23 protein-coding genes, 1 tRNA gene and 1 pseudogene are annotated in these 22,530 nt (G+C 63.8%); 10 read left to right on the top strand and 15 right to left on the bottom strand.

Annotation, left to right across the window (positions count from 1 at the left end; translation table 11 throughout):
• A partial coding sequence (locus AU465_RS32150; protein ID WP_192256940.1) for a site-specific integrase occupies positions 1–752 on the top strand: 752 nt, incomplete at its 5' end.
• A 126-nt stretch (positions 753–878) separates the two neighbouring features.
• Here AU465_RS32150 and AU465_RS32145 read toward each other — a convergent pair.
• Positions 879–954 (bottom strand) — tRNA-Ile (locus AU465_RS32145).
• A gap of 218 nt (positions 955–1,172) precedes the next feature.
• Here AU465_RS32145 and AU465_RS32140 point away from each other — a divergent pair.
• Positions 1,173–1,883 (top strand): SIMPL domain-containing protein, encoded by a 711-nt coding sequence (locus AU465_RS32140; protein ID WP_192256938.1) that lies wholly within the window; start codon positions 1,173–1,175, stop codon positions 1,881–1,883.
• A gap of 208 nt (positions 1,884–2,091) precedes the next feature.
• Here AU465_RS32140 and AU465_RS32135 read toward each other — a convergent pair whose 3' ends face one another.
• Positions 2,092–2,445, bottom strand: coding sequence for a hypothetical protein (locus AU465_RS32135; RefSeq protein WP_192256936.1), 354 nt, complete (start codon positions 2,443–2,445; stop codon positions 2,092–2,094).
• A gap of 263 nt (positions 2,446–2,708) precedes the next feature.
• Complete coding sequence (locus AU465_RS32130) at positions 2,709–3,155, bottom strand: YcgN family cysteine cluster protein (protein WP_192256934.1); 447 nt, start codon at positions 3,153–3,155, stop codon at positions 2,709–2,711.
• 195 nt (positions 3,156–3,350) lie between these two features.
• Between AU465_RS32130 and AU465_RS32125 the strand changes: the two genes are divergently transcribed.
• The 4 genes from AU465_RS32125 (at position 3,351) to AU465_RS32110 (ending at position 7,138) form a co-directional block, all read left to right on the top strand.
• On the top strand, positions 3,351–5,672 hold the full coding sequence (locus AU465_RS32125; RefSeq protein WP_192256932.1) for an OmpA family protein: 2,322 nt from the start codon (positions 3,351–3,353) through the stop codon (positions 5,670–5,672).
• A gap of 362 nt (positions 5,673–6,034) precedes the next feature.
• A complete protein-coding gene (locus AU465_RS32120; protein ID WP_192256930.1) occupies positions 6,035–6,550 on the top strand; it encodes a TIGR00645 family protein in 516 nt (171 codons plus the stop codon).
• Positions 6,551–6,611: 61 nt separating this feature from the next.
• Entirely contained in the window at positions 6,612–6,848 is a 237-nt protein-coding gene (locus AU465_RS32115) for a type II toxin-antitoxin system ParD family antitoxin (RefSeq protein ID WP_192256928.1), read from the top strand.
• The gene (locus AU465_RS32110) at positions 6,845–7,138 is read left to right on the top strand and encodes a type II toxin-antitoxin system RelE/ParE family toxin (protein ID WP_192256926.1); all 294 of its coding nucleotides are present in this window, start codon (positions 6,845–6,847) and stop codon (positions 7,136–7,138) included. The genes AU465_RS32115 and AU465_RS32110 overlap by 4 nt, the downstream gene beginning before the upstream one ends.
• Here AU465_RS32110 and AU465_RS32105 read toward each other — a convergent pair.
• The 3 genes from AU465_RS32105 to AU465_RS32095 all read right to left on the bottom strand — a co-directional run bounded on the left by AU465_RS32105 (position 7,135) and on the right by AU465_RS32095 (position 9,792).
• On the bottom strand, positions 7,135–8,001 hold the full coding sequence (locus AU465_RS32105; RefSeq protein ID WP_192256924.1) for an SDR family oxidoreductase: 867 nt from the start codon (positions 7,999–8,001) through the stop codon (positions 7,135–7,137). The two genes, AU465_RS32110 and AU465_RS32105, sit on opposite strands and share 4 nt — an antisense overlap.
• Before the next feature lie 265 nt (positions 8,002–8,266).
• A complete protein-coding gene (locus AU465_RS32100) occupies positions 8,267–8,908 on the bottom strand; it encodes a helix-turn-helix transcriptional regulator (RefSeq protein WP_192256922.1) in 642 nt (213 codons plus the stop codon).
• Between the two features lie 8 nt (positions 8,909–8,916).
• Positions 8,917–9,792, bottom strand: a complete 876-nt coding sequence (locus AU465_RS32095; protein WP_192256908.1) for a S1C family serine protease — start codon at positions 9,790–9,792, stop codon at positions 8,917–8,919.
• Between the two features lie 227 nt (positions 9,793–10,019).
• Here AU465_RS32095 and AU465_RS32090 point away from each other — a divergent pair, with 227 nt between their 5' ends.
• Positions 10,020–10,964 (top strand): S1C family serine protease, encoded by a 945-nt coding sequence (locus AU465_RS32090; RefSeq protein WP_192256907.1) that lies wholly within the window; start codon positions 10,020–10,022, stop codon positions 10,962–10,964.
• A 2-nt stretch (positions 10,965–10,966) separates the two neighbouring features.
• On the opposite strand, the pseudogene AU465_RS32085 reads toward AU465_RS32090, so the two are convergent.
• Together AU465_RS32085 and AU465_RS32080 are read right to left on the bottom strand one after the other, a co-directional pair.
• Positions 10,967–11,873 (bottom strand): annotated as a pseudogene (locus tag AU465_RS32085) (arginase family protein).
• Positions 11,874–11,974: 101 nt separating this feature from the next.
• Positions 11,975–12,400, bottom strand: coding sequence for a VOC family protein (locus AU465_RS32080; protein WP_192256906.1), 426 nt, complete (start codon positions 12,398–12,400; stop codon positions 11,975–11,977).
• A gap of 65 nt (positions 12,401–12,465) precedes the next feature.
• Here AU465_RS32080 and AU465_RS32075 point away from each other — a divergent pair, with 65 nt between their 5' ends.
• Positions 12,466–13,092, top strand: coding sequence for a TetR/AcrR family transcriptional regulator (locus AU465_RS32075; protein WP_192256904.1), 627 nt, complete (start codon positions 12,466–12,468; stop codon positions 13,090–13,092).
• On the opposite strand, the gene AU465_RS32070 is transcribed toward AU465_RS32075, so the two are convergent.
• Positions 13,034–13,981: a LysR family transcriptional regulator gene (locus AU465_RS32070; protein ID WP_192256902.1), complete on the bottom strand. Its 948-nt coding sequence runs from the start codon at positions 13,979–13,981 to the stop codon at positions 13,034–13,036. The genes AU465_RS32075 and AU465_RS32070 overlap by 59 nt on opposite strands.
• Before the next feature lie 110 nt (positions 13,982–14,091).
• Between AU465_RS32070 and AU465_RS32065 the strand changes: the two genes are divergently transcribed.
• Together AU465_RS32065 and kce are read left to right on the top strand one after the other, a co-directional pair.
• Positions 14,092–14,736, top strand: a complete 645-nt coding sequence (locus AU465_RS32065; protein ID WP_192256900.1) for an FMN-dependent NADH-azoreductase — start codon at positions 14,092–14,094, stop codon at positions 14,734–14,736.
• A gap of 383 nt (positions 14,737–15,119) precedes the next feature.
• A complete protein-coding gene (kce, locus tag AU465_RS32060; protein ID WP_192256898.1) occupies positions 15,120–16,052 on the top strand; it encodes a 3,5-dioxohexanoate:acetyl-CoA acetone transferase in 933 nt (310 codons plus the stop codon).
• Positions 16,053–16,076: 24 nt separating this feature from the next.
• On the opposite strand, the gene AU465_RS32055 is transcribed toward kce, so the two are convergent.
• From AU465_RS32055 to rpoD, 6 genes are all read right to left on the bottom strand, one after another.
• Entirely contained in the window at positions 16,077–16,370 is a 294-nt protein-coding gene (locus tag AU465_RS32055) for an HlyU family transcriptional regulator (RefSeq protein ID WP_192256896.1), read from the bottom strand.
• A gap of 113 nt (positions 16,371–16,483) precedes the next feature.
• Positions 16,484–17,149: a PadR family transcriptional regulator gene (locus AU465_RS32050; protein WP_192256894.1), complete on the bottom strand. Its 666-nt coding sequence runs from the start codon at positions 17,147–17,149 to the stop codon at positions 16,484–16,486.
• A 149-nt stretch (positions 17,150–17,298) separates the two neighbouring features.
• Complete coding sequence (locus tag AU465_RS32045) at positions 17,299–17,679, bottom strand: thiol-disulfide oxidoreductase DCC family protein (RefSeq protein WP_192256892.1); 381 nt, start codon at positions 17,677–17,679, stop codon at positions 17,299–17,301.
• Positions 17,680–17,739: 60 nt separating this feature from the next.
• Positions 17,740–18,033, bottom strand: coding sequence for a GYD domain-containing protein (locus AU465_RS32040; RefSeq protein ID WP_126092479.1), 294 nt, complete (start codon positions 18,031–18,033; stop codon positions 17,740–17,742).
• 222 nt (positions 18,034–18,255) lie between these two features.
• Positions 18,256–19,515, bottom strand: a complete 1,260-nt coding sequence (ltrA, locus tag AU465_RS32035) for a group II intron reverse transcriptase/maturase (protein ID WP_246506598.1) — start codon at positions 19,513–19,515, stop codon at positions 18,256–18,258.
• Positions 19,516–20,176: 661 nt separating this feature from the next.
• The gene (gene rpoD / locus AU465_RS32030) at positions 20,177–22,207 is read right to left on the bottom strand and encodes an RNA polymerase sigma factor RpoD (protein WP_192256888.1); all 2,031 of its coding nucleotides are present in this window, start codon (positions 22,205–22,207) and stop codon (positions 20,177–20,179) included.
• Between the last annotated feature and the right edge of the window lie 323 nt (positions 22,208–22,530).

The following is a 22,530-nucleotide window of genomic DNA, read 5'->3' as shown; positions in this document are numbered from 1 at the left end:
ATGGGCCAGAACGAACTTCAAACCGGATTAGATCAAAGGGGCAAGGTCACGAGAAATGGATCAAGCCGCAGGATGATCCATCACTGTCAATTCGCGTTCGTGTGCCCAAATCGACCAAGAACCCGGCTTGGCCAATTGCGGTCCGAGAGAAGTACGAGGAACGGCATCCTATCGGTACGCCCGCTCGGACCTGCTATGCGCTTGGCTTCTGGCTTGGCAACCGCCGCGGTGACATCGCCGAGCTTGAATGGGATGATCTCGTGACGGAGGAGATCGAACTGTTCGACGGCTCGCTCGAATTGATAGAAGCCTTTGATTTTCGCCAAAAGAAGAACCGCAATCGCCACGGCGGACGGGAAATGTTCATACCCGTCGTGGACAAGTTGGCGATCACCTTGGAACCCCTTGACCGGTCGAAGGGTGGCACCGTCCTAAAGACCGCGTATGGGAAGCCGTTTTCGGAAAAGAGCCTGACAGGCATGATGCAGCACTGGACGCGGCAAGCGGGTATCCCCGACGGCTATACGCTCCATGGACTACGCCGCACCTTCGGAACCTATCTAGCAGAATGCAATATCCAAGCGCGCGCCATCATGGACGCTATGGGTCATTCCTCGATGACGGTGACCGACGACTACGTGCGCGACGCTAACAAGAAGCGGATCGCCGTCGATATCGCGAGAGCGATCAATCTGCGTGAAGAAAAGCGCGATCAGATGAAGCGGCGCGCGAATTTGCGGATCGTAAGGTGAGAAAGGAATCGTGGAATGGCTAAGGGGGGCGCCTTTGGTCGTATTCAGCCAGTTCGCGCGACCCGTGGGCAAGGTGTGGGCAAGCCGTGGGCAAAGCCACATTTTTGCCAATAAAATCAAAGGTCATGGTGGGCCCGGAGGGACTCGAACCCCCAACCAAGCGGTTATGAGCCGCCGGCTCTAACCATTGAGCTACAGGCCCCACGCGGGCTGGCTTAGTGTTTTTCGCTCTGCGGCACAAGGCTTTCGAAGGCACTGGCGGCAAACGCCAAAATCAGCCCATATTCGCTCCGTACAGCGGCGTGCGCGCCCATAAGGCGCGCAACAGGTCCGAGGCTGCCCGCTCCGCCGGGAATCGACGCTTTTTACGTGTCGGGCAGAGGCGGCAGCATACCGGACCGCAGATCTCGAGGAGTTTTCATGACCAGACATCTTTTGCCTGTCGCGCTCGCGGCAGCGATCGCGTTTCCGGCGCTGGCAAGCGCTGCCGACACACCGCCGCCTCCGCGCATTGTCGTCTCGGGCGAAGGCGAAGCGACAATGGCGCCGGACATGGCGATCCTGACACTCAGCGTCATGCGCGAGGCCAAGACCGCGCGCGCCGCGCTCGATGCCAACAACGACGCCATGGCGGCGGTGATCGCAGCGATGAAATCGGCCGGCATCGCCGATCGCGACCTGCAGACGGCCGGCATCCAGATCAACCCGCGCTACAATTACACCAACAAGGCGGACGGCAGCCAGGAAGCCGAGCTCGTCGCTTACCAGGTGACGAACACGCTGTCGGTGCGCGTGCGCGACGTCGACAAGACCGGCGACGTCCTCGACAAGGCGGTGTCGCTCGGCGTCAACCAGGGCGGCGGCATCGCCTTCACCAATGACGATCCGAAAGCCACCATCGTCGAGGCCCGCAAGAAGGCGGTTGCCGACGCGATCGCCAAGGCCAAGACGCTCGCCGAGGCCGCCGGCGTCAGCCTCGGCAGGGTGATCGAGATCACCGACCAGAACGTCGCGCCGGTGCCGATGCCGATGAACGCCAAGGCCTTCGATGCCGCCCGCGCCGCCGTGCCGGTGCAGGCCGGCGAGAATTCCTACTCTGTCCAGGTGACCGTCATGTTCGAGCTGAAATAGCCAACCCGCCCGCTTTCGTCATCGGGCACAAACAAAAACCCCGGAGGACCGATCCTCCGGGGTTTTTTTCGAGCCGCGCGCTTCAGGCCAGCTGAAGGGGCCCACTTATAGGCGATCCTCGGAGAGGATCGTCCTTCCGTCGTCGTCGCAGAAGACCTTGCTTGTAGTCGATCCTCGCGAGGGATCGACGGTCCTGGCGATTTCGCCCTCAGCGATAGATGATCGGGCAGCCGCGCTCGTTGGCGAAGACCACCACCACGCGGTCGCCATACTGGCGGCCGGCCACCTTCACCGTTCGCCGGCTGATGTCGACGATGCGGACGCGATGCAGGCCCATGCGTTCGGCCTTGTCGAGCGCGCGGTCCGGCGAGCAGCCGCGGCGGCGCCAGTCGCGATCGCGGCGGTAATATCCATCGTCATCATCGCCGGTATAGACGCCGAAACGCGGATCGTGGTTGTTGCCGAAGCCGAGATAGAGGCTGTCCGCATGCGCCGGGACGGCACCCAGCGTGCCAAGCCCGACAAGGGCCGAAAGGGCCGCCGCCTTGATCTGATTGAACATCGTCTCTCTCCTTGTTGTGGGCCTCTCGCCCTGAACTGATGATTGGCGAACCAATGATCACAAAATGCCTTTTCGTGTCTGAACTTTGTGCGAACCGGCCGTTCATGTCCGGTTCATGGAAGGAAGGGCAAAAATCCTGGCGCGTCCGCCACCTCCGCTCATTCAAAATCCGGAGCCGGAAACGCGCCACGGCCGCGCCCGGTTCCCCTCAGGATTCGTCTTAGACGCGAACCCCTCGGGGTTCGTCGTCAGGCGCGAGCCCATCAAGGTTCGTCGTCAAGTATATAGTCAAAATAGTCGTCTGGCTCGGCCAGGTCGGTTTCCTTGGCCTTCACCCGGCCGCGGATCGAAATTCCGGCCTCATGCACGGTCTCGGCACTTCCCGAAACCAGCCTGTGCCACCAATAGAGATCGTGTCCCTCGGCCACCAGCCGATAGGCGCAGGTCTTGGGCAGCCAGGTGATGGTGCGCACGTTCTGCGGCGTCAGACCGACGCAATCGGGCACGCGCGACAGCCGGTTGGCATAGTCCGAGCAGAGGCATTTTTCGGCATCGAACAGCCGGCAGCCGACGCTCGTCCAGTAGATTTCGCCGGTATCCTCGTCCTCGAGCTTGGACAGGCAGCATTTGCCGCAGCCGTCACAGAGTGATTCCCACTCGGCCGGGGTCATCGCCTCGAGCGTCTTGGTTTTCCAGAACGGTGCGGTCATGGGGCTGGATTTGGCGCTCCGGGGCCTTCCGGTCAAGCGCTACTGTCATAGCGACCCAGTATCAACATTAGAAAAACACGAAATTGCCTTCAAAAGGCCGGCCGAGCATCCTTGGCTGGCACCAATGCCCGACGGAACCAATTGCGGTTGATGAAAGTTTGGGCAGGGATGGGACCCCAGTAGGAGAAAATCGATATGAAACGCCAACCACGGATTCTGGCGGGTACGGCAATCGGCCTGCTTATGGCATCCGCGCCGTTGGGCGCGTATCCGCTGCAGGCCGATTTCGGCACCTCGCGGGGAGTGCCGCTTATCCTGGCGCAGTCGGACTGCGCCGAAGGCCAATCGGCAGAGGAATGTGCGCAAGGCGGCCAGCAAGGGGAAGCTGAGCAGCCGAAGAAAAAGAAGCGCGAACAGCAACAGCAGACGGAATCGGCCCCGGCCGAACAGTCCGCCGAGCCCGAGCAGAAGCCGCGCCGGAAGCGGCAGGACCAGCAGCAGATGGACACCGGCCAGGCGCAGGAAGCACCGGCCGAGCAACAGCTCAAGCCGCGCAAGAAACGCGACCAGCAGCAGCAGATCGAGGCAGCTCCCGCCGATCAGGGTGGGCAGCCCGCAACCGACGAGCAGCAGCCGCGCAAGAAGAAGCGCAACCAGACCGAATCGGCGCCGGCTGAGCAGCCGGCCGAGCAGGTCGCCCCGGACCAGCAGCAGCAACTGCGCAAGAGGAAGCTCAATCAGCAGCAGCAGACCGAATCGGCGCCGGCCGAGCAGGTCGCCCCCGACCAGCAGCAGCAACTGCGCAAGAAGAAGCTCAATCAGCAGCAGCAGACCGAATCGGCTCCGGCCGAGCAGGTCGCCCCCGACCAGCAGCAACTGCGCAAGAAGAAGCTCAATCAGCAGCAGCAGAGCGAGACGGCTCCGGCCGAACAGGTCGCTCCGGACCAACAGCAACAGCTGCGCAAGAAGAAGCTCAATCAGCAGCAGGAAACCGCGCCTGCGGAACAGCCGTCAGAACAGCCGGCAAATGACAACCAGCCCGGGAAGAAACGGAAGCAGGCTCAGCAACCTGCCGAGCAAGGCCAAACCCCTGCCGAACAGGCGCCCGCTGGTCAGGGCTCTCGCAAGCTCAAGCCGTTGCCGGTTCCCGGAACCGAGCAGGCACCTGCCGAGACCGAGCAGGCGCCGACTCAAGAGGAACAGCCTTCGAACCAGAACAAGAGGCAGGCTAAGAAACCGCTGACGGAGCAGCCCGAAACGGGGCAGCAGCAGCCTGCCACGGGCGAACAGCCGGCCAATAACAATCAGCCCGCTACTGGCGGCAATGCCGCGCAGCGCGAAGCGCCTGCCAACCCGAACGAGGCACCCATCCTCGACAGCCAGAAGGATGTCTTGCGCAGGCACAAGGGTCGCCAGCCGGCCGGCCAGAACGAGAATGGTCAGGTCGAGCAAGGCGGCAACCAAGCCGTGCAGCAAGGTGGCCAGCAGGCAGAGAAGCAGGCTCCCGTCAATCAGGGCCCGCCGCCCACCGACGACAAGACGGCGCAGCAGGCGATCCAGCCTGAAAGGATCGTTCCTGCCACCGAGGAAAAAGGCAAGCGGATCGAGCTTACGCCCGAGCAGGTTGTCCGCGAGCGCCGCCGGCCGCAGGGCGCGGACGTGGTGAAGCAACTCGGCGACCGCGTGATCCTCCAGTTCAACAACCAGACGTTCGTGGAAAGCAACGAGGCTCCTCGCATCACACGCGGCGCCAGGGATGTCTACTACGAGGATCTTTCGGGCGACCGCACCCGCGAAATCGTCGAGCGCGACAACGGCATCCAGATCGTCACCATCCGCAACCGCAATGGCGACGTCATCAGGCGATCGCGCATCATGCCGGATGGCCACGAATATGTGCTGAGCTATGTCGACGAGCGCTACTACAACGATGTCGACGAGTGGCGCGATCCCGGCGACGACCTGCCGCCGATGCGTCTCGACATCCCGCGTCGGGACTACATCCTGGATTCGGAGGAAGTCGAGGACCCGGACGAGTACTACACCTTCCTCGAGCAGCCGCCGGTGGAGAGAGTGCAGCGCCTCTACTCGATCGATGAGGTCAAGCGCTCGGCCCGCGTGCGCGACATAGCCCGCCGCATCGATCTCGACACGCTGAACTTCGATTTCGGCTCGGCCACGCTCTCCGACACCGAAGTACAGAAGCTCGAAGGGGTGGCCACCGCCATGGAAAAGCTTCTGAAGAAGAACCCGGCGGAAACCTTCCTGATCGAGGGTCATACCGACGCCGTCGGTACGCCTGAGGCCAACCTCGCACTGTCGGATCGGCGCGCCGAGGCGGTCGCCGAAGCGCTCACCAACGCTTTCGGCATCCCGGCCGAGAACCTGACGACCCAGGGCTATGGCGAGGAATATCTCAAGGTGAATACGTCTGGCCCGAACCGCGAGAACCGCCGTGTCGCCATCCGCCGTATCACCTCGCTGGTGGCGCCGGTGGCGAGCAACAACGAGCAATGATTTCAAAATCCTGACCCGGTTTTCGGAATCAGAGCAAGAAGACGAGGCCCGTCCGGATCCGGACGGGCCTGCCTTTGAAAATTCAAGAAGAATTGTCCCATTTGTCCCGCCGCGCTCATTGAATCGCCGCATTGCGGCACCCAGATTCCAGTCAGGGCGTTCCCTGCCCTGTCCCGACTCCAGCGGGACACATGAGCCCCGCCGGCGCCCCTCTCCGGCGGGGCTTTTTGTCTTGAAAACAGAGTCTACATGCCCGAAATACGGCCGAACCCCAGAGAGCAATTCCAGGAAAGTGCGCAGCGGTTTTCCGTCCGGAATTGCGTAAGACAAGTAATCAGAGCGAAACCGCCCCGGAACATCTCATGAAGCGTCTCGAACTTGCCATCGAATCCGTCATCCTCGCCTCGCGTTGGCTGCTGGTCGCCTTCTATCTGGGGCTCGGCCTGGCGCTCGCGACTTACGCGCTCTCCTTCGGCAAGAAGCTCTACGAGTTCGTCATGAGCGCCTTCACGCTCGGCGACACCGACACGATCCTCAAGATGCTCGGCCTGATCGACGCGGCCCTTGTGGCTTCGCTGGTCGTGATGGTGATCATCTCGGGCTACGAGAATTTCGTCAGCCGCTTCGACGAGCAGGACGGCGAGGTCCATTGGCTCGGCACGATCGACGTCGGATCGCTGAAGGTCAAGGTCGCCTCGACCATCGTCGCGATCTCCTCTATCCACCTTTTGCAAGTGTTCCTCAACCATGCTTCCTACACGACGGATCAGCTGATGTGGCTGACCGTCATGCATCTGGCCTTCGTGCTTTCGGCATTGATGCTTGCCTATATCGACCGGGTAATGGCGCTGGCAAAGGGCAAGAAAGCTGAGGAATAATCGCCTGGCCTTGTCAGCTTGACCATGCCCTGATACCATCTATTGGTATTGGAGATGCGACATGCCTAAGAACACCTCCGTTACCCTTGGCGATCAGTATGATGCTTTCATCCGGCGGCAGATGGAGAAGGGTCGCTTCGGCTCTGCAAGTGAAGCCGTCCGTGCAGGCCTTCGCCTCCTCGAGGAGCAGGAACTGAAGCTTGAGCAGCTCCGTGCCGCTATCGACGAGGGGGATATGTCTGGCATTCCCGAACCATTCGACATCGAGGCTTTCCTTAAGTCGAAGAAACGTGGATGACACGAGAAGTCCGATTTTCCCCAAAGGCGAAAGCAGACTTTGACGGCATCTGGAATTATTCACTGAGCCAATGGGGAGCAGGGCGGGCCGAGGCTTACGTCCGCTCGATCCACTCTGTGCTTACCCTGATCGAGCAGTTTCCGGCGATAGCGCGAAACGCCTCGGACGTCCGACCAGGCCTGCTGAAATTTGCTGTCGGCTCTCACGTGGTGTATCTGCGGATGAATGAGCAATCCATTGATGTTGTGCGTATTTTGCATCAACAAATGGACCATTCCAGACACCTTTAGAACGTTCGCGTTACCTTCGTTTCTGAATTGGCGAACACTTCGTCCGGCACGAAGAAGTCGCCTGCCAGCGGCCCCTTGGCGCCGGGCGCATAGATCGAAAAGTCCGTGACGCCTTCAGCGCGCAGCACCTCCTCGTCGATGTAGAAATTGCCGGTCGCTTCGCGCGACGGGCGCAGGAAGATCACGTGCGCGGCGTCGGCCATGATGTCGGGCGAGCGGCTCATCGCCGCGACCGTTGCGCCGCCCAGAAGATTGCGCACCGCTGCCGTGTCGATGGTCGAGATCGGCCACAGCGAATTGACGGCGATGCCGGCTCCAGCGAATTCGGCGCTCATGCCAAGCGTGCACATCGACATACCGAACTTGGCCATGGTGTAGGCGACATGGTTCTTGAACCACTTGGCCTTCATGTCGAGCGGTGGCGCCAGATTCAGGATGTGAGGATTCTTGGCCAACTTCAGGTGCGGAACGCACATTTTGGACACCAGGAACGTGCCGCGGGTGTTGATCTGGTGCATCAGGTCGTAGCGCTTCATGTCGGTCTCCAGCGTGCCGGTGAGCTGGATGGCGCTGGCATTGTTGACGCAGATGTCGATGCCGCCGAACCGTTCCACGGTCTTGGCCACCGCATCGGCGACCTGAGCCTCGTCGCGGATGTCGCAGAGCACCGGCAGCGCCTTGCCGCCGGCCTGCTCGATCTCCTCGGCCGCGGTATAGATCGTGCCGGGCAGCTTCGGATGCGGCTCGGCCGTCTTGGCCGCGATCGTCACATTGGCGCCGTCGCGCGCCGCGCGCAGCGCGATCGCGAGTCCGATACCGCGCGATCCGCCCGAGATGAACAACGTCTTTCCTCTGAGCGACATTCTCGCCTCTCTTCCAGCACTACATGCGCGAACCTTTGCGCGGCAGAAGAGCACGACGCAAGAGCCCAAAGCGCGCGAAGCGGTTACGTTGCGTAGTGTAGGAAACCATGGCGAAGCCGGATCAGGGTCTCTTGAGATTCAGGTCAGGCCGAATCGAGAATGGTGGCTTCCGAGAACCGGAGCGGAGCGTACTTGAAGTACGTGAGCACCGGAAACGCAGGAAGCCGCCATTCGCAGGCCGGCATCACCTGAATATCAAGAGACCCTAGACCAGCACCAGTCCCTGTCGCATCGCTGTGGCGATGGCGTCGGTGCGGTTGGCGGCGCCGAGCTTGATCAGGATCGCGGCGACGTGGAATTTCGCCGTATGGACGGAAATGTTGAGCCGCCGGGCGATCACCTTGTTGGGCGCGCCTTCCGCCAGCAGCGCCAGCACTTCCGCCTCGCGCGGCGACAACGCCGCGCGGACCTGGTTGTCGTCGGGCGCCTCGTCCTCGGAAAGTTCGCCGTGGAAATCGCCATGTGCCTCTGACGGCCCTGCCCTGCTGATGCGATAGCCGGACGCCGCCAACCGCAAAGCGGCGGCAATCAGCAGGCTGTCGGCGGAGGCAGGCAGCGTCGCAAACACATTGCCGGCCGACCGTTCGTAGCCGGCGCGCCGCGAGAGCAGCACGCATGGCGTTGCGGAACTCACGGCCCGGCTTTCCAAGGCAGCCTCGTCGACCAAGGCGACATCCGCCGTTTGACCCATGCTGCTTCCGGCAAGCACCGGCAGCAGATCGTCGCTCGCCGCAAGCGCGTCTGCCAGTTGCTCGGCGCGCTCAGCGTCGCCGAGCGCAATCAGCACCGTCAGCCTGTGGGTCGCCGGCTCCGGTCTCGCGATCGTCTGCGCTGCGCTGGTTGCCATGGACCCTCTCAGCTCAGCGGCTTCTCGCCGATGGTGATCGAGACGTCGCGCTGCGCGCCGCCGCTCAAGACCCCGAGCGTCACGGCCGTGCCGGCGCTGTCTGGCCCGAGCTTGCGGATCAGCTCGCGCGGCCCGTGCACGGCTTCGCCGTTCCAGGCGACGATGATGTCGCCGACATGCAGGCCGGCGGCCTTTGCCGGGCCGCTGTCGTCGAGGCTCATCACCATGGCGCCATGTGTGTCGCCGTTGCGGATCGGATGCAGCCCGGCGCCGAGATAGCCGCGCGCGACATGGCCTTTCTCGCGCAGCGTCGCCACCGCGCGCTCGATCGTCTCGTAAGGCATGACGAGTGCCCGCCGGCGCGGCCCGAACAGCAGCATGCCGATCAGGCCACCCTTGGCATCGAGCACCGGACCGCCCTCGAAGCGGCCGCCGGTGTTGATGGCGAGGTTGATGCGCCGGTCGATCGTGCCGCCGCGCATCGAGCGCCAGGCAGGCCCGACCTCGCCAACGCTGCCGAACACCGCCAGTGCAGCCCCTTCGCTGCTGCCGACGGCAATCGCAACATGGCCAGGGCGCACGGCGGCGGCCAGAGCCAGTTGCGGCAAACCGGCAGCGGCGGACGCTGGCTTCAGCAGGGCAACGCCCGTCGAAGGATCGCGGCCGACAAGTTCGGCCTTCACGGTTTCGCCCGAGGCCAGCGTCAGCTCGATCTCCTCGCCGGCCTCGACCGCTTCCTCGGCGGCGACAAAGAAGCCGTCGCGCCAATGGAAGGCGCTCGCCGTGCGGTGGTGATGCGTGGCAAAGCTCGCCAAAGCCGGCGCGGCGGTCGCCGCGACGTCGGCAATGGCGTCGGAAAAGGCACTGAGGTTGAAGTCGCTCATATCGATCGTCTCCTGGGTTCCGTGACCCAGATATCGCGCCATGACGCCGCCGCGGGTACTCGCCTGACGGCTAGTCGGCGGCCGGACTGGCCATGTGGTCAGGTCGCGGCAATTGCAGCCGCTCCGCACATATAGTGCGTGTCGCCCGAAAGTGCCGCGCGGTTTTGGGACAACGGCACGCCTAGAAGAAAATGCATCGCTATGCTGAATGACACGGAGCCCCACCCATGGCCTTCGCCGCCGAAAAACTCCAATCCGATGACGCCATGCTCGACGCCTACTCTGCGACGGTCGCCGATGCCGTCGATCGCATCGGACCGGCCGTGTGCCGCATCGAGCGCGTTGGCTCCGGCGGTCATGGCTCCGGCTTCGTCATCGCCCAGGACGGGCTGGTCGTCACCAACTTCCACGTCGTCGGTGACGCGCGCGCCGTACGTGTCACGATGCCCGACGGCGCGGCGCGCGAGGGCCGCGTGCTTGGCCGCGATCCCGATACCGACATCGCGCTGGTGCGCGCCGACGGCAGCTTTGCCGATGTCGCGCCACTCGGCGATTCCAAGCGCCTCAGGCGCGGCCAGATCGCGATCGCCATCGGCAATCCGCTGGGTTTCGAATGGACGGTCACCGCCGGCGTCGTCTCCGCGCTCGGTCGTTCGATGCGCGCCTCGACCGGCCGGCTGATCGACGACGTCATCCAGACGGATGCAGCGCTCAACCCCGGCAATTCCGGCGGGCCGCTGGTGTCGTCGGCCGGCGAGGTGATCGGCGTCAACACGGCCATGATCCACGGCGCGCAAGGCATCGCCTTCGCAGTCGCTTCCAACACCGCCAACTTCGTCATTTCCGAGATCATCCGCTTCGGCCGTGTGCGCCGCGCCTTCATCGGCGTCTCTGCCGATACGACCAACCTGCCGCGCCGTGCGGCACTCTTGTCGCAGGTAACCACGAACACGGCAGTGCGCCTGCGCAGCGTCGAGAGGAACGGTCCCGCCGCGAAGGCCGGCCTGAAGGAAGGCGACATCATCGCCGCCATCGATGGCCGGCCCGTCACCGGCGTCGACGATCTCGTGCGCATGCTGGATGCTGAACGCATCGGCCGCGAGACGCTCTGCACCGTCGTGCGCCGCACAGGCGTCAGCCAGGTGGTGGTGACGCCGGTGGCCAGGAGCTGAGCTTATCCTGGCCTGACGATCCGGCCGAGCAGCGATACCAGCACCCTTGCCAGTTCGCCGGTCGGGTCGAGGTCCGGGTCGAAGATCGTCATGTCCATGCCGATGCAGCGCCGGTCCGCCGCCAATGGCGACAGGATGGCGACGAGATCGTCGGGATCGATGCCGGGACTGCCGGGCGAATCCACGGCCGGCATCACCGTCTGGTCGATCGACATCGAGATGCAGCCAGTAGGGACGATTGGCACGCGCCAAGGCCGCCCTTGTCTCCTCCAACACTCCTACCGCGCCCATTTCCCGGGCCGCGAAGACATCGATGCGCGTGATCTCGGTCGCGTTGATGTCGGCCCAGGCAAAGTCGGGATCGCGGCTGTTGCGCTCGCCGATCTGCACCACCGCCGCCTCCGCGACGAGCGCACCGGCAACGCCCGGCCATTCGGTGAGCAGCGCCTCGCCACGCCCGGTGGCCAGGGCCAGATCCATGCCGGCGGCGGAACCGAGCGCGGCATTGGCATCGTAGTTGCCGGGATGGCGGAAGTCGCTGTGGCCGTCGACATGCACCAGCGCGACGGGACCCAATCGCCTCGCAGCCGCCAATGCGCCGAGCAGCACCGAGCAATCGCCGCCGATGACCAGCGGCCATTCGCCTCGCCCGATCGCCTTGGCGACAACATCCGCCAGTTCGAGATTGAAGCGGCGGATCGCATGCCCGTTGCGCAGCCGGGTGCCGGGCTCCGGTTCGGCGCTATAGACCGGCCGCTCGAGATCGACGACGGCGACTGGCGCCAAGGCTTCGACCAGGCCGGCCTTGGTCAGAGCCTCTGGTCCGCGCCAGGTGCCGGGCACATGGCGCGGCCGCAAGGGTCGCAAACCGAGATTGGAAGGCGCACGAATAAGGCGAATGTCGCGCATGCGGCAGAATCCGGTTCAACACTCTCTCCAGCATAGATCGCTGCGGAGGGCTCGGGCCAGACGACTGGAGCCAATGCCGACATCTGCTGCCAGCGCGAAGCTCAGGCTCCCGCCGCGCCTTCTGCATATTGCGCCAGGAACTCCTGGCTCGGCGGGATCGGCTTGATGACGTCGATCAGCACGCCGTTCGGATCCTTGGTGATGAAGTGACGCTGGCCGAAGGGCTCGTCGCGCAGCGTGCGCAGGACCGGCAGACCGGCGGCCACGATACGTTCATAAACCGCGTCAGGATTGCGGACCTCGAAATTGATCAGCAGGCCGCACGTGCGTCCCCGCCCCTCCTCCGGGATCGTCTCGTGGTCGCCTTGGACGATGCCTAGATTGACCCGCCTGTCCTCGCTGGAGCGCAGATGCACATACCAGTCGCTCGCAAACAGCGGCTCGAAGCGAAAATGCTTGACGTAGAAATCCGCCGTGCCGGCGACATCGTCCGTCATCAGCACCGGATAATAGCTCGTCGTCTTCACCTTTCCTTCTCCCGCTCAATAACATACAGTCTGTATGCAAGCTGAATAACATACAGGCTGCATGTATGCAACAGGACTCCCCGCGCCGCTCCAACCGCGATCGCACCGAGGCGACGCGCGCCGATCTGATCCGCGCGGCTCGAAGATTGTTCACGGAGAAATCCTATGCGGAGACCGGCACGCCGGAGATCGTCGCGACCGCCGGCGTGACGCGCGGGGCGCTCTATCATCATTTTGCCGACAAGCAGGCGCTGTTCGCCGCCGTCGTCGAGCAGGAGGCGGCGACGGTCGCGGCCGAGATCGATCATGCCTCAGCGCCCTCGTCATCCGCCCGCGATGCCTTGATCGCCGGCTCCGACGCCTATCTCGCGGCGATGCGCGCGCCCGGCCGCACGCGGCTCTTGCTGCTCGATGGACCGGCCGTGCTCGGCCGCGCCGCCATGGACGAGATCGACAACCGCCACGGCTCCCGCTCGCTGCGCGAGGGTCTGGTCGCGGCCATGCGCGCGCGCTCGATGATCAAACTGCCGGTCGAGGCGCTGACCGCCTTGCTGGCCGCCGCCTTCGACCGGGCAGCTTTAGCCATCGAGGCCGGCGCATCGGACGAGGATTATCGCGCCGTTCTGCTGGCGCTCATGGACGGCTTGTCTCCGGCCCCTCCTCCGTCCAGACGCCCGGCTCCATCTCGTTGAAGCAGCCGAGCTGCCGCTTGAATTCATCGATCAGCCAGGATGCGGCGGGCTTGGGGCTGCGGTCGGTGCGGTGCATGGCATAGAGCGGCGAGCGCACCTCGCGATAGGGTTCGAGATCGAGCTCGACAAGCCGGCCGCTTGCAAGGTCGTCGGCGATCAGCCAGCGCGGCAGGCCGCCCCAGCCAAGGCCGTCGCGCATCAAGGCATGCTTGGTGCGCACATCCGTCAATCGCCAGGTTCGATAGGCAAAAACGCCATAGTCGCGGCCGCGCGTCCGCTCCGACTGGTCGGAGACGACGAGCTGGATGTGCTCGCGCAGATCCTCGACGGCCACCGGCTTCGGCAGTTTCGCCAGCGGGTGGTCGGGCGCCGCCGCCGGCACCATCGAGGTGAAGCCGATGCGCAGCAGATTGACGTCGGCATCGCCTATCAGCCCGCCAAAGCCGAGATCCGACTGGCCATTGACGACCTGATCGACGATCAGGCCGAGCGAGCCGATATAAAGCCGCAGCATCACCGCCGGGAACTGTGACTCGAAGGCCTTGAGTACCCGCACGAGCGCCGGCGAGGGCAGCGCCACGTCGACCGATACGGTCATTTCGGCCTCCAGTCCCTGCCGGTAGCCGTCGGCGCGCGAGCGGATGCGCTGCAGGACGCCGATCATGCATCTTGCGTCCTCCAGCATGGCCTTGCCGACATCGGTCAGCTGCGGCTCGCGCACGCCTTCGCGCTCGAACAGTTTCAGGCCGAGCTGCGCTTCGAGATTGGCGATGCCGTAGCTCACCACCGACTGCGCCCGGTTGAGCTTGCGCCCCGCGGCCGAGAAGCTGCCGGTGTCGGCCACCGCCACCAGGATCTGCAATTGGTCGAGCGTGGGATTTGGCTGCATGATCAATCCATATTCTAGATGGACACCATACAAATTATACCAGTTTTTCAGATAGGGCGGCAATCCCATATTGGCGAGGGAAGTTCAATCCAACCCCAAGGGACACCGCCATGTCTATTCTGCTTGTTACCTCCAGCCCGCGCGGCGCTGCTTCGCACTCGACGCGCGTCGCCACCGATCTCGCTCAGAAGCTGCTTGCCGCCGACCCGTCGGCCAAGCTTGTCGTGCACGATCTCGTCGCCAAGCCGCTGCCGCATATCGACCCCGATTATGCGACCGGCATCTACACGCCCGCCGAGGCGCGCACCCAGCGCCAGGCCGAGGTGGTTGGCGTCTCCGATGCGGTGCTCGACGAAGTGTTCGCGGCCGACACAATCATCCTCGCCACCGGCTTCATCAACTTCAACATCTCCTCGACGTTGAAGTCGTGGATCGACCACGTGGCCCGCTCCGGCAGGACTTTTGCCTACGGCGAGAACGGCCCGAAGGGCCTCGTCACCGGCAAGAAGGTCTATATCGTGCTCGCTTCCGGCGGCATCTACTCGGACGGCGCCGCGGTGCAGATGGATCACGCCATTCCCTATCTGCGCAGCGTGCTTGGCTTCCTGGGCATGACCGATGTCGAGGTCATCCGCGTCGAAGGCGTCGGCATGGGCGCCGACGCGGTCACTGCCGCCCTTGCCAAGGCCACCGCCAAGGTCGACGCCATCGCTGCCGCGGCAGCGAATGCCGATCAAGTCGCGATCGCGGCATAACTTCTGCTCTGGAAACTGAAAAGGCAGGCACCGGTTGGCGCCTGCCTTTTTTGCATGCCCGTCAGGCGGTGGAGCACAACCAAGGCGGCAAGACCGCCGCCGGATAATCGCAGCGATCCAGAATGCGGTGCCGATCTGGAACGACTTTTTCTTTCCCCTGGTTCTGATCATCTCCGACAATTTGAAGACACTGCCGCAGGGGCTGACTGTGTTCGTCGGCGAATTCACCACCGACTGGGGGTGCTGTTCACCGGGCTGACACTGGCGGCGCTGCCGATTACGCTGCTTTATGTCGTGCTGTCGAAGCAGTTCATTTCCGGCATCACCCAAGGGGGCGGACAAATAAGGCGCGGTCAAATAGCGAAAGATCGAGGCACCATAAAGTGGCGAACCAGAACAAGATCATCATCACCTGTGCGGTCACAGGCTCGATCCATACCCCGTCAATGTCGCCGCATCTGCCGGTGACGGCGGAAGAGATCGCGACCGCGGCCATCGAGGCGGCCGAGGCCGGCGCGGCGATCGTCCACCTTCATGCCCGCAATCCTATCGACGGGCGCCCCGACCAATCGACGGAGGCGTTCGCGCCTTTCCTGCAGGTCATCAAGCAGCGCTCCAACTGCGTCATCAACATCACCACCGGCGGTGCTGCGACCATGAGTGTGGAAGAGCGGGTCAAGCCGGCGAAGGTTTTCGCGCCCGAGGTCGCGTCGCTCAACATGGGGTCGATGAACTTCGCGCTGTTTCCGATGCTGGAGCGGTTCAAGACCTTCGAGCACGACTGGGAGCGGCCCTATCTCGAAAGCTCGCGCGACCGGATTTTCCGCAACACCTTCGGCGACATCGAGCACATATTGCGCACCTGCGCAGACAACGGCACGCGCTTCGAGATCGAGTGCTACGACATTGGCCATCTCTACACGCTGGCGCATTTCGTCGACCGCGGCCTGGTGAAGGCGCCGTTCTTCGTCCAGAGCGTGTTCGGCATCCTCGGCGGTATCGGCACGCATCCGGAAGACGTCGCCCATATGAAGCGCACGGCAGACCGCCTGTTCGGCAACGACTACCACTGGTCCGTCCTGGGCGCCGGCCGCCATCAGCTTCCGATCGCCACCCAGGCGATCGCGCTGGGCGGCAATGTGCGCGTCGGCCTGGAGGACTCGCTATGGATCGGCAAGGGCAAGCTCGCCCGCTCGAGCGCCGAACAGGTGACCAAGGTGCGCCAGATCATCGAAGGCCTCGGCGCCTCGATCGCCACGCCCGACGAGGCGCGGCAGATCCTCCAGCTCAAGGGCGGCGACAAGGTCGCGTTCTGATCGGAGCAAAAAGGACCGCGCCGGCTACCCGAACATCCGCTCGCCTTGCTCGTCGACGAGCTGGATGCCTTTCTTGATCGAGATGTCGATGGCATCGTCCAGACCGGCGAAACGGTCGGCGCGGATGAAACGGTGCTCCTTCATCACGCCGTCCACTTCCTTCGAGACGACGCCGCAGGTCTGGTACTGGCCGTCGGCCTTGTAGGGCGTGGCGCTGATCAGGAATCCCTTGTGCTCGACCTGCTTTGCCGGCTTCGCGGCTCCAGACTCTTTTGCCTCGCCGCCACCGCCGCCGAAAAGACGTTTCAGAAAAGACATTTCGGTATCCTCCAACGGCAATCGTCCTGCATCACATAGCGTGTTGCAGGACGATTTTCAGTAGCTGCCCTTGGCTGAACGGGCAATAGGCGCCTCGCAGCCGGCCGTTGTCCTCAGCGGTGCGACAAGGCCTCGAGCGCCGCGGCGGCGTCTTCCAGGATGCTGATCGCCTCGGCCTGCTTGTCTTCCGGCGCATCGACGATGTCGCCGAGCGCGGCGCGCAGCCGGTGGCGCAGCGCGCGGAACCGGTCGCGCTTTTCGTCGCGCTTCTCGTGGCGACCGCGCCGGCCGCCATCCTCGCCGTCGTCGCTCCAGCCGAACCAGTCGCGGGCCTTGGCCATCTTGCGGCCGAAACGCTCGAGATGGTCGAGCACATGATCGATCATCTCGCGGTTTTCCTCGAGATGCGCCCTGCCCGCCTCGGTGATCGAAAACACCTTCTTGTTGCCTTCGCTGGACGAGACGGCATAGCCAGCCTCTTCGAGGAAAGTCAGCGTCGGATAGACCACGCCCGGGCTCGGACTGTAGATGCCGCTGGTGCGCTCCTCCAGCGCCTTGATGATGTCGTAGCCGTGCCGCGGCGCCTCGGCCAGCAGCGACAGCGTGATCAGCTTGAGATCGCCGTCGGCCAGCATGCGGCCGGCGCGGAACATGTCGCCCGGGCCGCCGCGACCGCCGCCGCGCATGCCGTGCCCGAACGGCCCGAAGCCGCCGCGGCCGCCGAAACGGCCGGCCATATGCATGAATACGCGCTCACCGAAATGGTTGTGTCTGTGCATGGATTGCTCCTTGAGTTATGTCGTACGATATATCTTAGTTAGATCGCGATCCTCAGAGAGAGTCAAGATATATCTTACGATGTATCGCGACCGAAGCAAGGGACGTTACCGGGCGGTCGAAATGCGAAGCGACGCGTCGGGGAAACGGGCTACCAGCGGCCCTTGCGGCGGTTCCAGGCGTAGAGCAGATCGGCGAAGCGGTCATAGGCAAAGCGCGTCAGCGGCAGCGCCACCGGGTTGCCGAAGAGCGCTGCCAGCCAGCTTTCGCCCGGAGTCATGCGCCAGACAGCGATCGCCACATCCGCGCCGACCAGCAGCCTGCCCTCGGCATCGGTCGCATGCAGCCGGCGGCGGATGTCCTCCAGCGAGGCGCCGAATGCGGCCAGCGCCGCCGGCTCGAAATTGATGTCGAGGAATTCGATCCGGCCTGCCTTGACCGCCTCGATCAGCCGCCGCTTTTGGTGGTTGATGCCAGCGTCGCAGACCGGGCAGCGCGTATTGTACCAGACCGTCAGCAGGGGCACGGACATGGCAGACTATCGGATACGCCGCCGCGCTCCGCAACACCGCGCCCGCGCTCTGATGGTTTCCTATCCCAGTGAACTGATGATCTCGCGATAGGCGAATTCCGGGAACGCCTTCATCGTCCGCGTCCTGACATTGCCGCCCGACGACAGCATCAACGCGAAACGGGCAAGCACCGCATCGTCCGGCGCTTCGACAATGGCGACCATGTCGCATTCGCCCATGGTCAGATAGAACGCCTTGAACGATCCGCCCATCTCCCCAAGCAGCTTCTTGGCGGCGTCGAGCCGTTTCGGCGACTCCCGCACATTCCTGGCACCCAACTCGGTCCAGTTGATAAGCACGATGTAGGTTGTCATGGCACACCTCCCTCCGGCGCCACGGAGCGGGCGCCTGGCCGTTGCGGCCGGGCGCCGGGGCGGGCATCCGGCTTGTCGCCCACAAATGCATCCGACCTCAAAATTATCCTCCTGTCGGGCAGCCCCGGCAAGGCGCCAATGCAGTGGCTGGAATCGGGTAGGAGGGAGCTTTGGGCGTCCCTCCTCCCACACCACCGTGCGTACGGTTCCGTACACGGCGGTTCATGAAGCGTGATTTAGGCGTCGGAGCTCCTGCTGGAGCGAGATCAGCCCGAGCCGGTCGAAGAAGGCCTTGCGGAAGACATCGTTCATGTGACTGGCTCCGGCGTTCCACCAGGGACCGCGGCCGTTAGCGGCCGAGTCACGCGCGCGTTGCTCCGTCAGGCCGCGCTGCATCAGCCGCGCGGCACGGGTAGCCGGTCGTTTCCATTGCCGCCACAGGATGCCGCGCAACCTGCGCCGCAGCCAGCCGTCCAGTTCCTCGAGGACCCCTTTCCCTTCCGTCAGCCGGAAGTAGGCGATCCAGCCGCGCAGGATCGGAGCGAGGTCCTTGACGGTGGCGGCAAGGGCGCGACCGCGCCCTGCCCGGAAGGCTCCCCTCAGCTTGTCCCGCAGCCGCGCCACGCTCGCCCCTGCGATCAACAGGCGCGGTGCCTTGTGGGCGGTCATGGTGAAGCCGAGGAAGGTGCGCTTCCACGGTCGGTCCACGGCGCTCTTGGCCCCGTTGACCATAAGCTTCAGCCGCTCGGACAGGAAGCGGGTGAGCGAGGCCATGATCCGCTCGCTGGCACGCTGCGACCGTACATAGACGTTGCAGTCGTCGGCGTAGCGGCAGAAGGCATGGCCGCGCCGCTCCAGTTCCTTGTCGAGGGCGTCGAGCAGGATGTTCGACAGCAGCGGCGAGAGCGGTCCGCCTTGCGGCGTGCCCTCGCTGCGGGCCGTCGTGATCCCGCCCGTCATCAACCCGGCTTGCAGGTAGCGTCGGATCAACCGCAGCACCCGCTTGTCCGCGACCTTGCGGGCCACGCGCGCCATCAGGACGTCGTGGTTCACCCGGTCAAAGAACTTCTCCAGATCGAGGTCGACCACGAAGCGGCGGCCGTTGGCCACATGGGACCGGGCGGCAAGGACCGCGTCGTGGGCGCTCCGCCCAGGCCGGAAGCCGTAGGAGGAGGCGGAGAAGTCCGGATCGAAGATCGGCATCAGCACCTGATGCATCGCCTGCTGGATGAGCCGGTCCAGCACCGTCGGGATGCCCAATTGCCGCATCCCTTTGCCGCCGGGCTTGGGGATTTCCACCCCGCGCACCGGCGCCGGTCTGTAGCGATCCGCCAGCAAGTCTTCCCTGATGCGCGGCCAATGCGCCGTGAGGTAGGGCTTCAGTTGTTCCACCGTCATCTTATCGATGCCCGGCGCACCCTTGTTCGCCACCATCCGGCTCAAGGCCGCCATCATGTTCTCGCGGCTGAGGATCATCTCCATCAGTCGCTCGTCTGCCTCCGGTCGAGAGGGTGACGATCCTGCTGTGGTGCTTGATGCACCCAATGCCTGCCCTCGCGGCTTCCGGCCGCTGCTCTCAGCATGGGCACGGGACATCTCGGTCCCGTCTTCTGCATCTGTCTTCACCATCGAAAGACCGGCCTCCGTCCGGCACTCCATGTTCGGCCCTTCACCGGTTGGTCCGGCTAATACGGCTTCTGCTGACTTCTGCCGCCCCGTCCCGGCGCCTCGCGACGCCGGTAGCACACCTGAAACCAGGGGCAGGTCGGCAGACCTCCCAGGGTAAGACGCGTGACCTTCGTGCCATATACCTGTCGCATCTACGCCCGCATCCTCCGGGTGATATCGGACTTCGGGCTTGCGTGATCCCTCGCCCGGATGCGGACGCCTCATATGCTCTTCCTGTTCGTCAGGCCGGCACTTTGCTTACAGCTTCCTTCAGACCCCGCCTCGCGACGACGCCCTTGCTGTTCGGCTAACGGTTCCCATCACCAGGGCCCGTAGAGGACTCTCACCTCCAAGTCATCGACCGGACACCACTCCGGCCAAATCGCGCCAGTCACGGCGCTCCGCGCCATGCCTGGCGCACACGCAAAAAGGGCGCCCAAGGCGCCCTTTCGATGTGCTTTGTCCGATATTCGTATCAGCTGTCGAGGAAGCTTCTCAGCTTGCGCGAGCGGCTCGGATGCTTGAGCTTGCGCAGTGCCTTGGCCTCGATCTGGCGGATGCGCTCGCGCGTGACCGAGAACTGCTGGCCGACCTCTTCCAGCGTATGGTCGGTGTTCATGCCGATGCCGAAGCGCATTCTGAGCACGCGCTCCTCGCGCGGGGTGAGCGAAGCCAGCACCCTGGTCGTCGTCTCGCGCAGGTTGGCCTGGATCGCCGCGTCGATCGGCAGGATCGCCATCTTGTCCTCGATGAAGTCGCCGAGATGCGAATCCTCTTCGTCGCCGACAGGGGTTTCGAGCGAGATCGGCTCCTTGGCGATCTTCAGCACCTTGCGCACTTTTTCCAGCGGCATGGCGAGCTTCTCGGCCAGTTCCTCCGGCGTCGGCTCGCGGCCGATCTCGTGCAGCATCTGGCGCGAGGTGCGCACGATCTTGTTGATCGTCTCGATCATGTGCACCGGAATGCGGATGGTGCGCGCCTGGTCGGCGATCGAGCGGGTGATCGCCTGCCGGATCCACCAGGTCGCGTAGGTCGAGAACTTGTAGCCGCGGCGGTACTCGAATTTGTCGACCGCCTTCATCAGGCCGATATTGCCTTCCTGGATCAGGTCCAGGAACTGCAGGCCGCGGTTGGTGTATTTCTTGGCGATGGAGATGACGAGGCGAAGGTTCGCCTCCACCATTTCCTTCTTGGCGATCGCGGCCTCGCGCTCGCCCTTCTGCACCTGGTTGACGATCTTGCGGAATTCCAAGATCGAGATCGCCGTCTCGGTGGCGAGGCTCTGGATCTCGGCGCGCAGCTCCTTGATCGTATCCTTCTCGTTCTTGGTGAATTCCTTCCAGCCGCGCGAGGTCAGGTTGGCGATCGAGCGCGTCCAGTTCGGATCGAGCTCCGAGCCCTGATACTCCTTGAGGAACTCCTCGCGGCGCACGCCGTAGCTTTCGGCGAGCCGAAGCAGCTTGCCCTCGTTCTGCACCAGGCGCTTGTTGATGTCGTAGAGCTGCTCGACCAGCGCCTCGATGCGCGCGGTGTTGAGCGACAGCGACTTCACCGCCTTGATGAGCTGCTCCTTGAGCTCCTTCAGCCGGCGATCCTGGCTGGGCGAAAGCGTGCCGGCAGCCGCCAGCCGGTTCTCGACCTGCTGGTCCTGCAGCTTGCGAAGCTTCTTGTAGGTGTCGGCGATGACGTCGAGCGTCTCCATCACCTGCGGGCGCAGTTCCGCTTCCATCGCGGCGAGCGACAGGCTTGCCTCGTCCTCGTCGTCTTCCTCTTCTTCCAGCCCGCGCGTGTCGCCGCCGACATTGGTGATGTCGTCCTCTTCGTCACGCGCCGCCGCGCGGCCGCGCGGCTTTTCCTCGGGCTTGGGCGCTTCCTCGACGCGTTCGACGACCGGCGCCTGCTTGGCCTCGGGCCCGGCATAGGTCGCTTCGAGGTCGATGATCTCGCGCAGAAGGATTTTCGATTCGTTGAGCTCGTCGCGCCAGATGATGATCGCCTGGAAGGTGAGAGGGCTTTCGCACAGGCCCGCGATCATCGTCTCGCGGCCGGCCTCGATGCGCTTGGCGATCGCGATCTCGCCCTCGCGCGACAGAAGCTCGACCGAGCCCATCTCGCGCAGATACATGCGCACCGGATCGTCCGTGCGGTCGGTCGGCTCTTTCTTGGTGGTCGTGGTGGCGACGGCGGTGCCGGTCTGCTCGGCAAGCTCGTTGGCGTCTTCCTCGGAATCGGCACCCGCGTCGCCGCCTTCCGCCTCCTCGCCCTGCTCGTCGTCCTCGACGACGTTGATGCCCATGTCGGAGAGCATGGCCATCGTGTCCTCGATCTGCTCGGAGGTCACTTCCTCCGAAGGCAGCACCGAGTTCAGCTCGTCCATGGTCACATAGCCGCGCTTCTTGGCGGCCTTGATCATCTTCTTGACAGCATCGTCGGAAAGGTCGAGCAGAGGGCCATCGGTGGCGCCTTCACGTTCGGTCTCGACCTCTTCCTTTTCCTTTGTCGCCATTCTTTGTCGTCTCCAAGCGGCCGAATATCGAAGCCGCGTAAGCTGCCCGACTGGTCATACCGGATGCGTTCGCACCAGAACGCTTCTTACCGGGCCAGTAACCGCATCTCTCGTTAAGTCCAGATTAACCCTGGTATCTGTGGCAGGCCTTTTGCCTGTCCAGTCACCAGCACCTCACATCGCTCAAAATTTCCCGCCGACGCCGGGGCACGGTTAACGTTTCGAATCGTCCTGATTCCGCCAATCTGCCAGAAGGTCAAGCGCCTCTGGCACGATTCGCATGAAAAAAGCGAATCAATTACCCGACTTAGGGGCGTCGATTC

Source organism: Mesorhizobium silamurunense (assembly GCF_014843905.1).
GTDB lineage: Bacteria > Pseudomonadota > Alphaproteobacteria > Rhizobiales > Rhizobiaceae > Mesorhizobium > Mesorhizobium silamurunense.
This window is presented reverse-complemented; position numbering and strand designations above follow the sequence as displayed.

Coding starts and splice junctions, on each gene's coding strand:
- AU465_RS32140 (WP_192256938.1), top strand. CDS start 1,173: ATGACCAGACATCTTTTGCCTGTCGCGCTCGCGGCAGCGATCGCGTTT.
- AU465_RS32135 (WP_192256936.1), bottom strand. CDS start 2,445: ATGTTCAATCAGATCAAGGCGGCGGCCCTTTCGGCCCTTGTCGGGCTT.
- AU465_RS32130 (WP_192256934.1), bottom strand. CDS start 3,155: ATGACCGCACCGTTCTGGAAAACCAAGACGCTCGAGGCGATGACCCCG.
- AU465_RS32125 (WP_192256932.1), top strand. CDS start 3,351: ATGAAACGCCAACCACGGATTCTGGCGGGTACGGCAATCGGCCTGCTT.
- AU465_RS32120 (WP_192256930.1), top strand. CDS start 6,035: ATGAAGCGTCTCGAACTTGCCATCGAATCCGTCATCCTCGCCTCGCGT.
- AU465_RS32115 (WP_192256928.1), top strand. CDS start 6,612: ATGCCTAAGAACACCTCCGTTACCCTTGGCGATCAGTATGATGCTTTC.
- AU465_RS32110 (WP_192256926.1), top strand. CDS start 6,845: ATGACACGAGAAGTCCGATTTTCCCCAAAGGCGAAAGCAGACTTTGAC.
- AU465_RS32105 (WP_192256924.1), bottom strand. CDS start 8,001: ATGTCGCTCAGAGGAAAGACGTTGTTCATCTCGGGCGGATCGCGCGGT.
- AU465_RS32100 (WP_192256922.1), bottom strand. CDS start 8,908: ATGGCAACCAGCGCAGCGCAGACGATCGCGAGACCGGAGCCGGCGACC.
- AU465_RS32095 (WP_192256908.1), bottom strand. CDS start 9,792: ATGAGCGACTTCAACCTCAGTGCCTTTTCCGACGCCATTGCCGACGTC.
- AU465_RS32090 (WP_192256907.1), top strand. CDS start 10,020: ATGGCCTTCGCCGCCGAAAAACTCCAATCCGATGACGCCATGCTCGAC.
- AU465_RS32075 (WP_192256904.1), top strand. CDS start 12,466: ATGCAACAGGACTCCCCGCGCCGCTCCAACCGCGATCGCACCGAGGCG.
- AU465_RS32070 (WP_192256902.1), bottom strand. CDS start 13,981: ATGCAGCCAAATCCCACGCTCGACCAATTGCAGATCCTGGTGGCGGTG.
- AU465_RS32065 (WP_192256900.1), top strand. CDS start 14,092: ATGTCTATTCTGCTTGTTACCTCCAGCCCGCGCGGCGCTGCTTCGCAC.
- AU465_RS32055 (WP_192256896.1), bottom strand. CDS start 16,370: ATGTCTTTTCTGAAACGTCTTTTCGGCGGCGGTGGCGGCGAGGCAAAA.
- AU465_RS32050 (WP_192256894.1), bottom strand. CDS start 17,149: ATGCACAGACACAACCATTTCGGTGAGCGCGTATTCATGCATATGGCC.
- AU465_RS32045 (WP_192256892.1), bottom strand. CDS start 17,679: ATGTCCGTGCCCCTGCTGACGGTCTGGTACAATACGCGCTGCCCGGTC.
- AU465_RS32040 (WP_126092479.1), bottom strand. CDS start 18,033: ATGACAACCTACATCGTGCTTATCAACTGGACCGAGTTGGGTGCCAGG.
- ltrA (WP_246506598.1), bottom strand. CDS start 19,515: ATGGAGATGATCCTCAGCCGCGAGAACATGATGGCGGCCTTGAGCCGG.
- rpoD (WP_192256888.1), bottom strand. CDS start 22,207: ATGGCGACAAAGGAAAAGGAAGAGGTCGAGACCGAACGTGAAGGCGCC.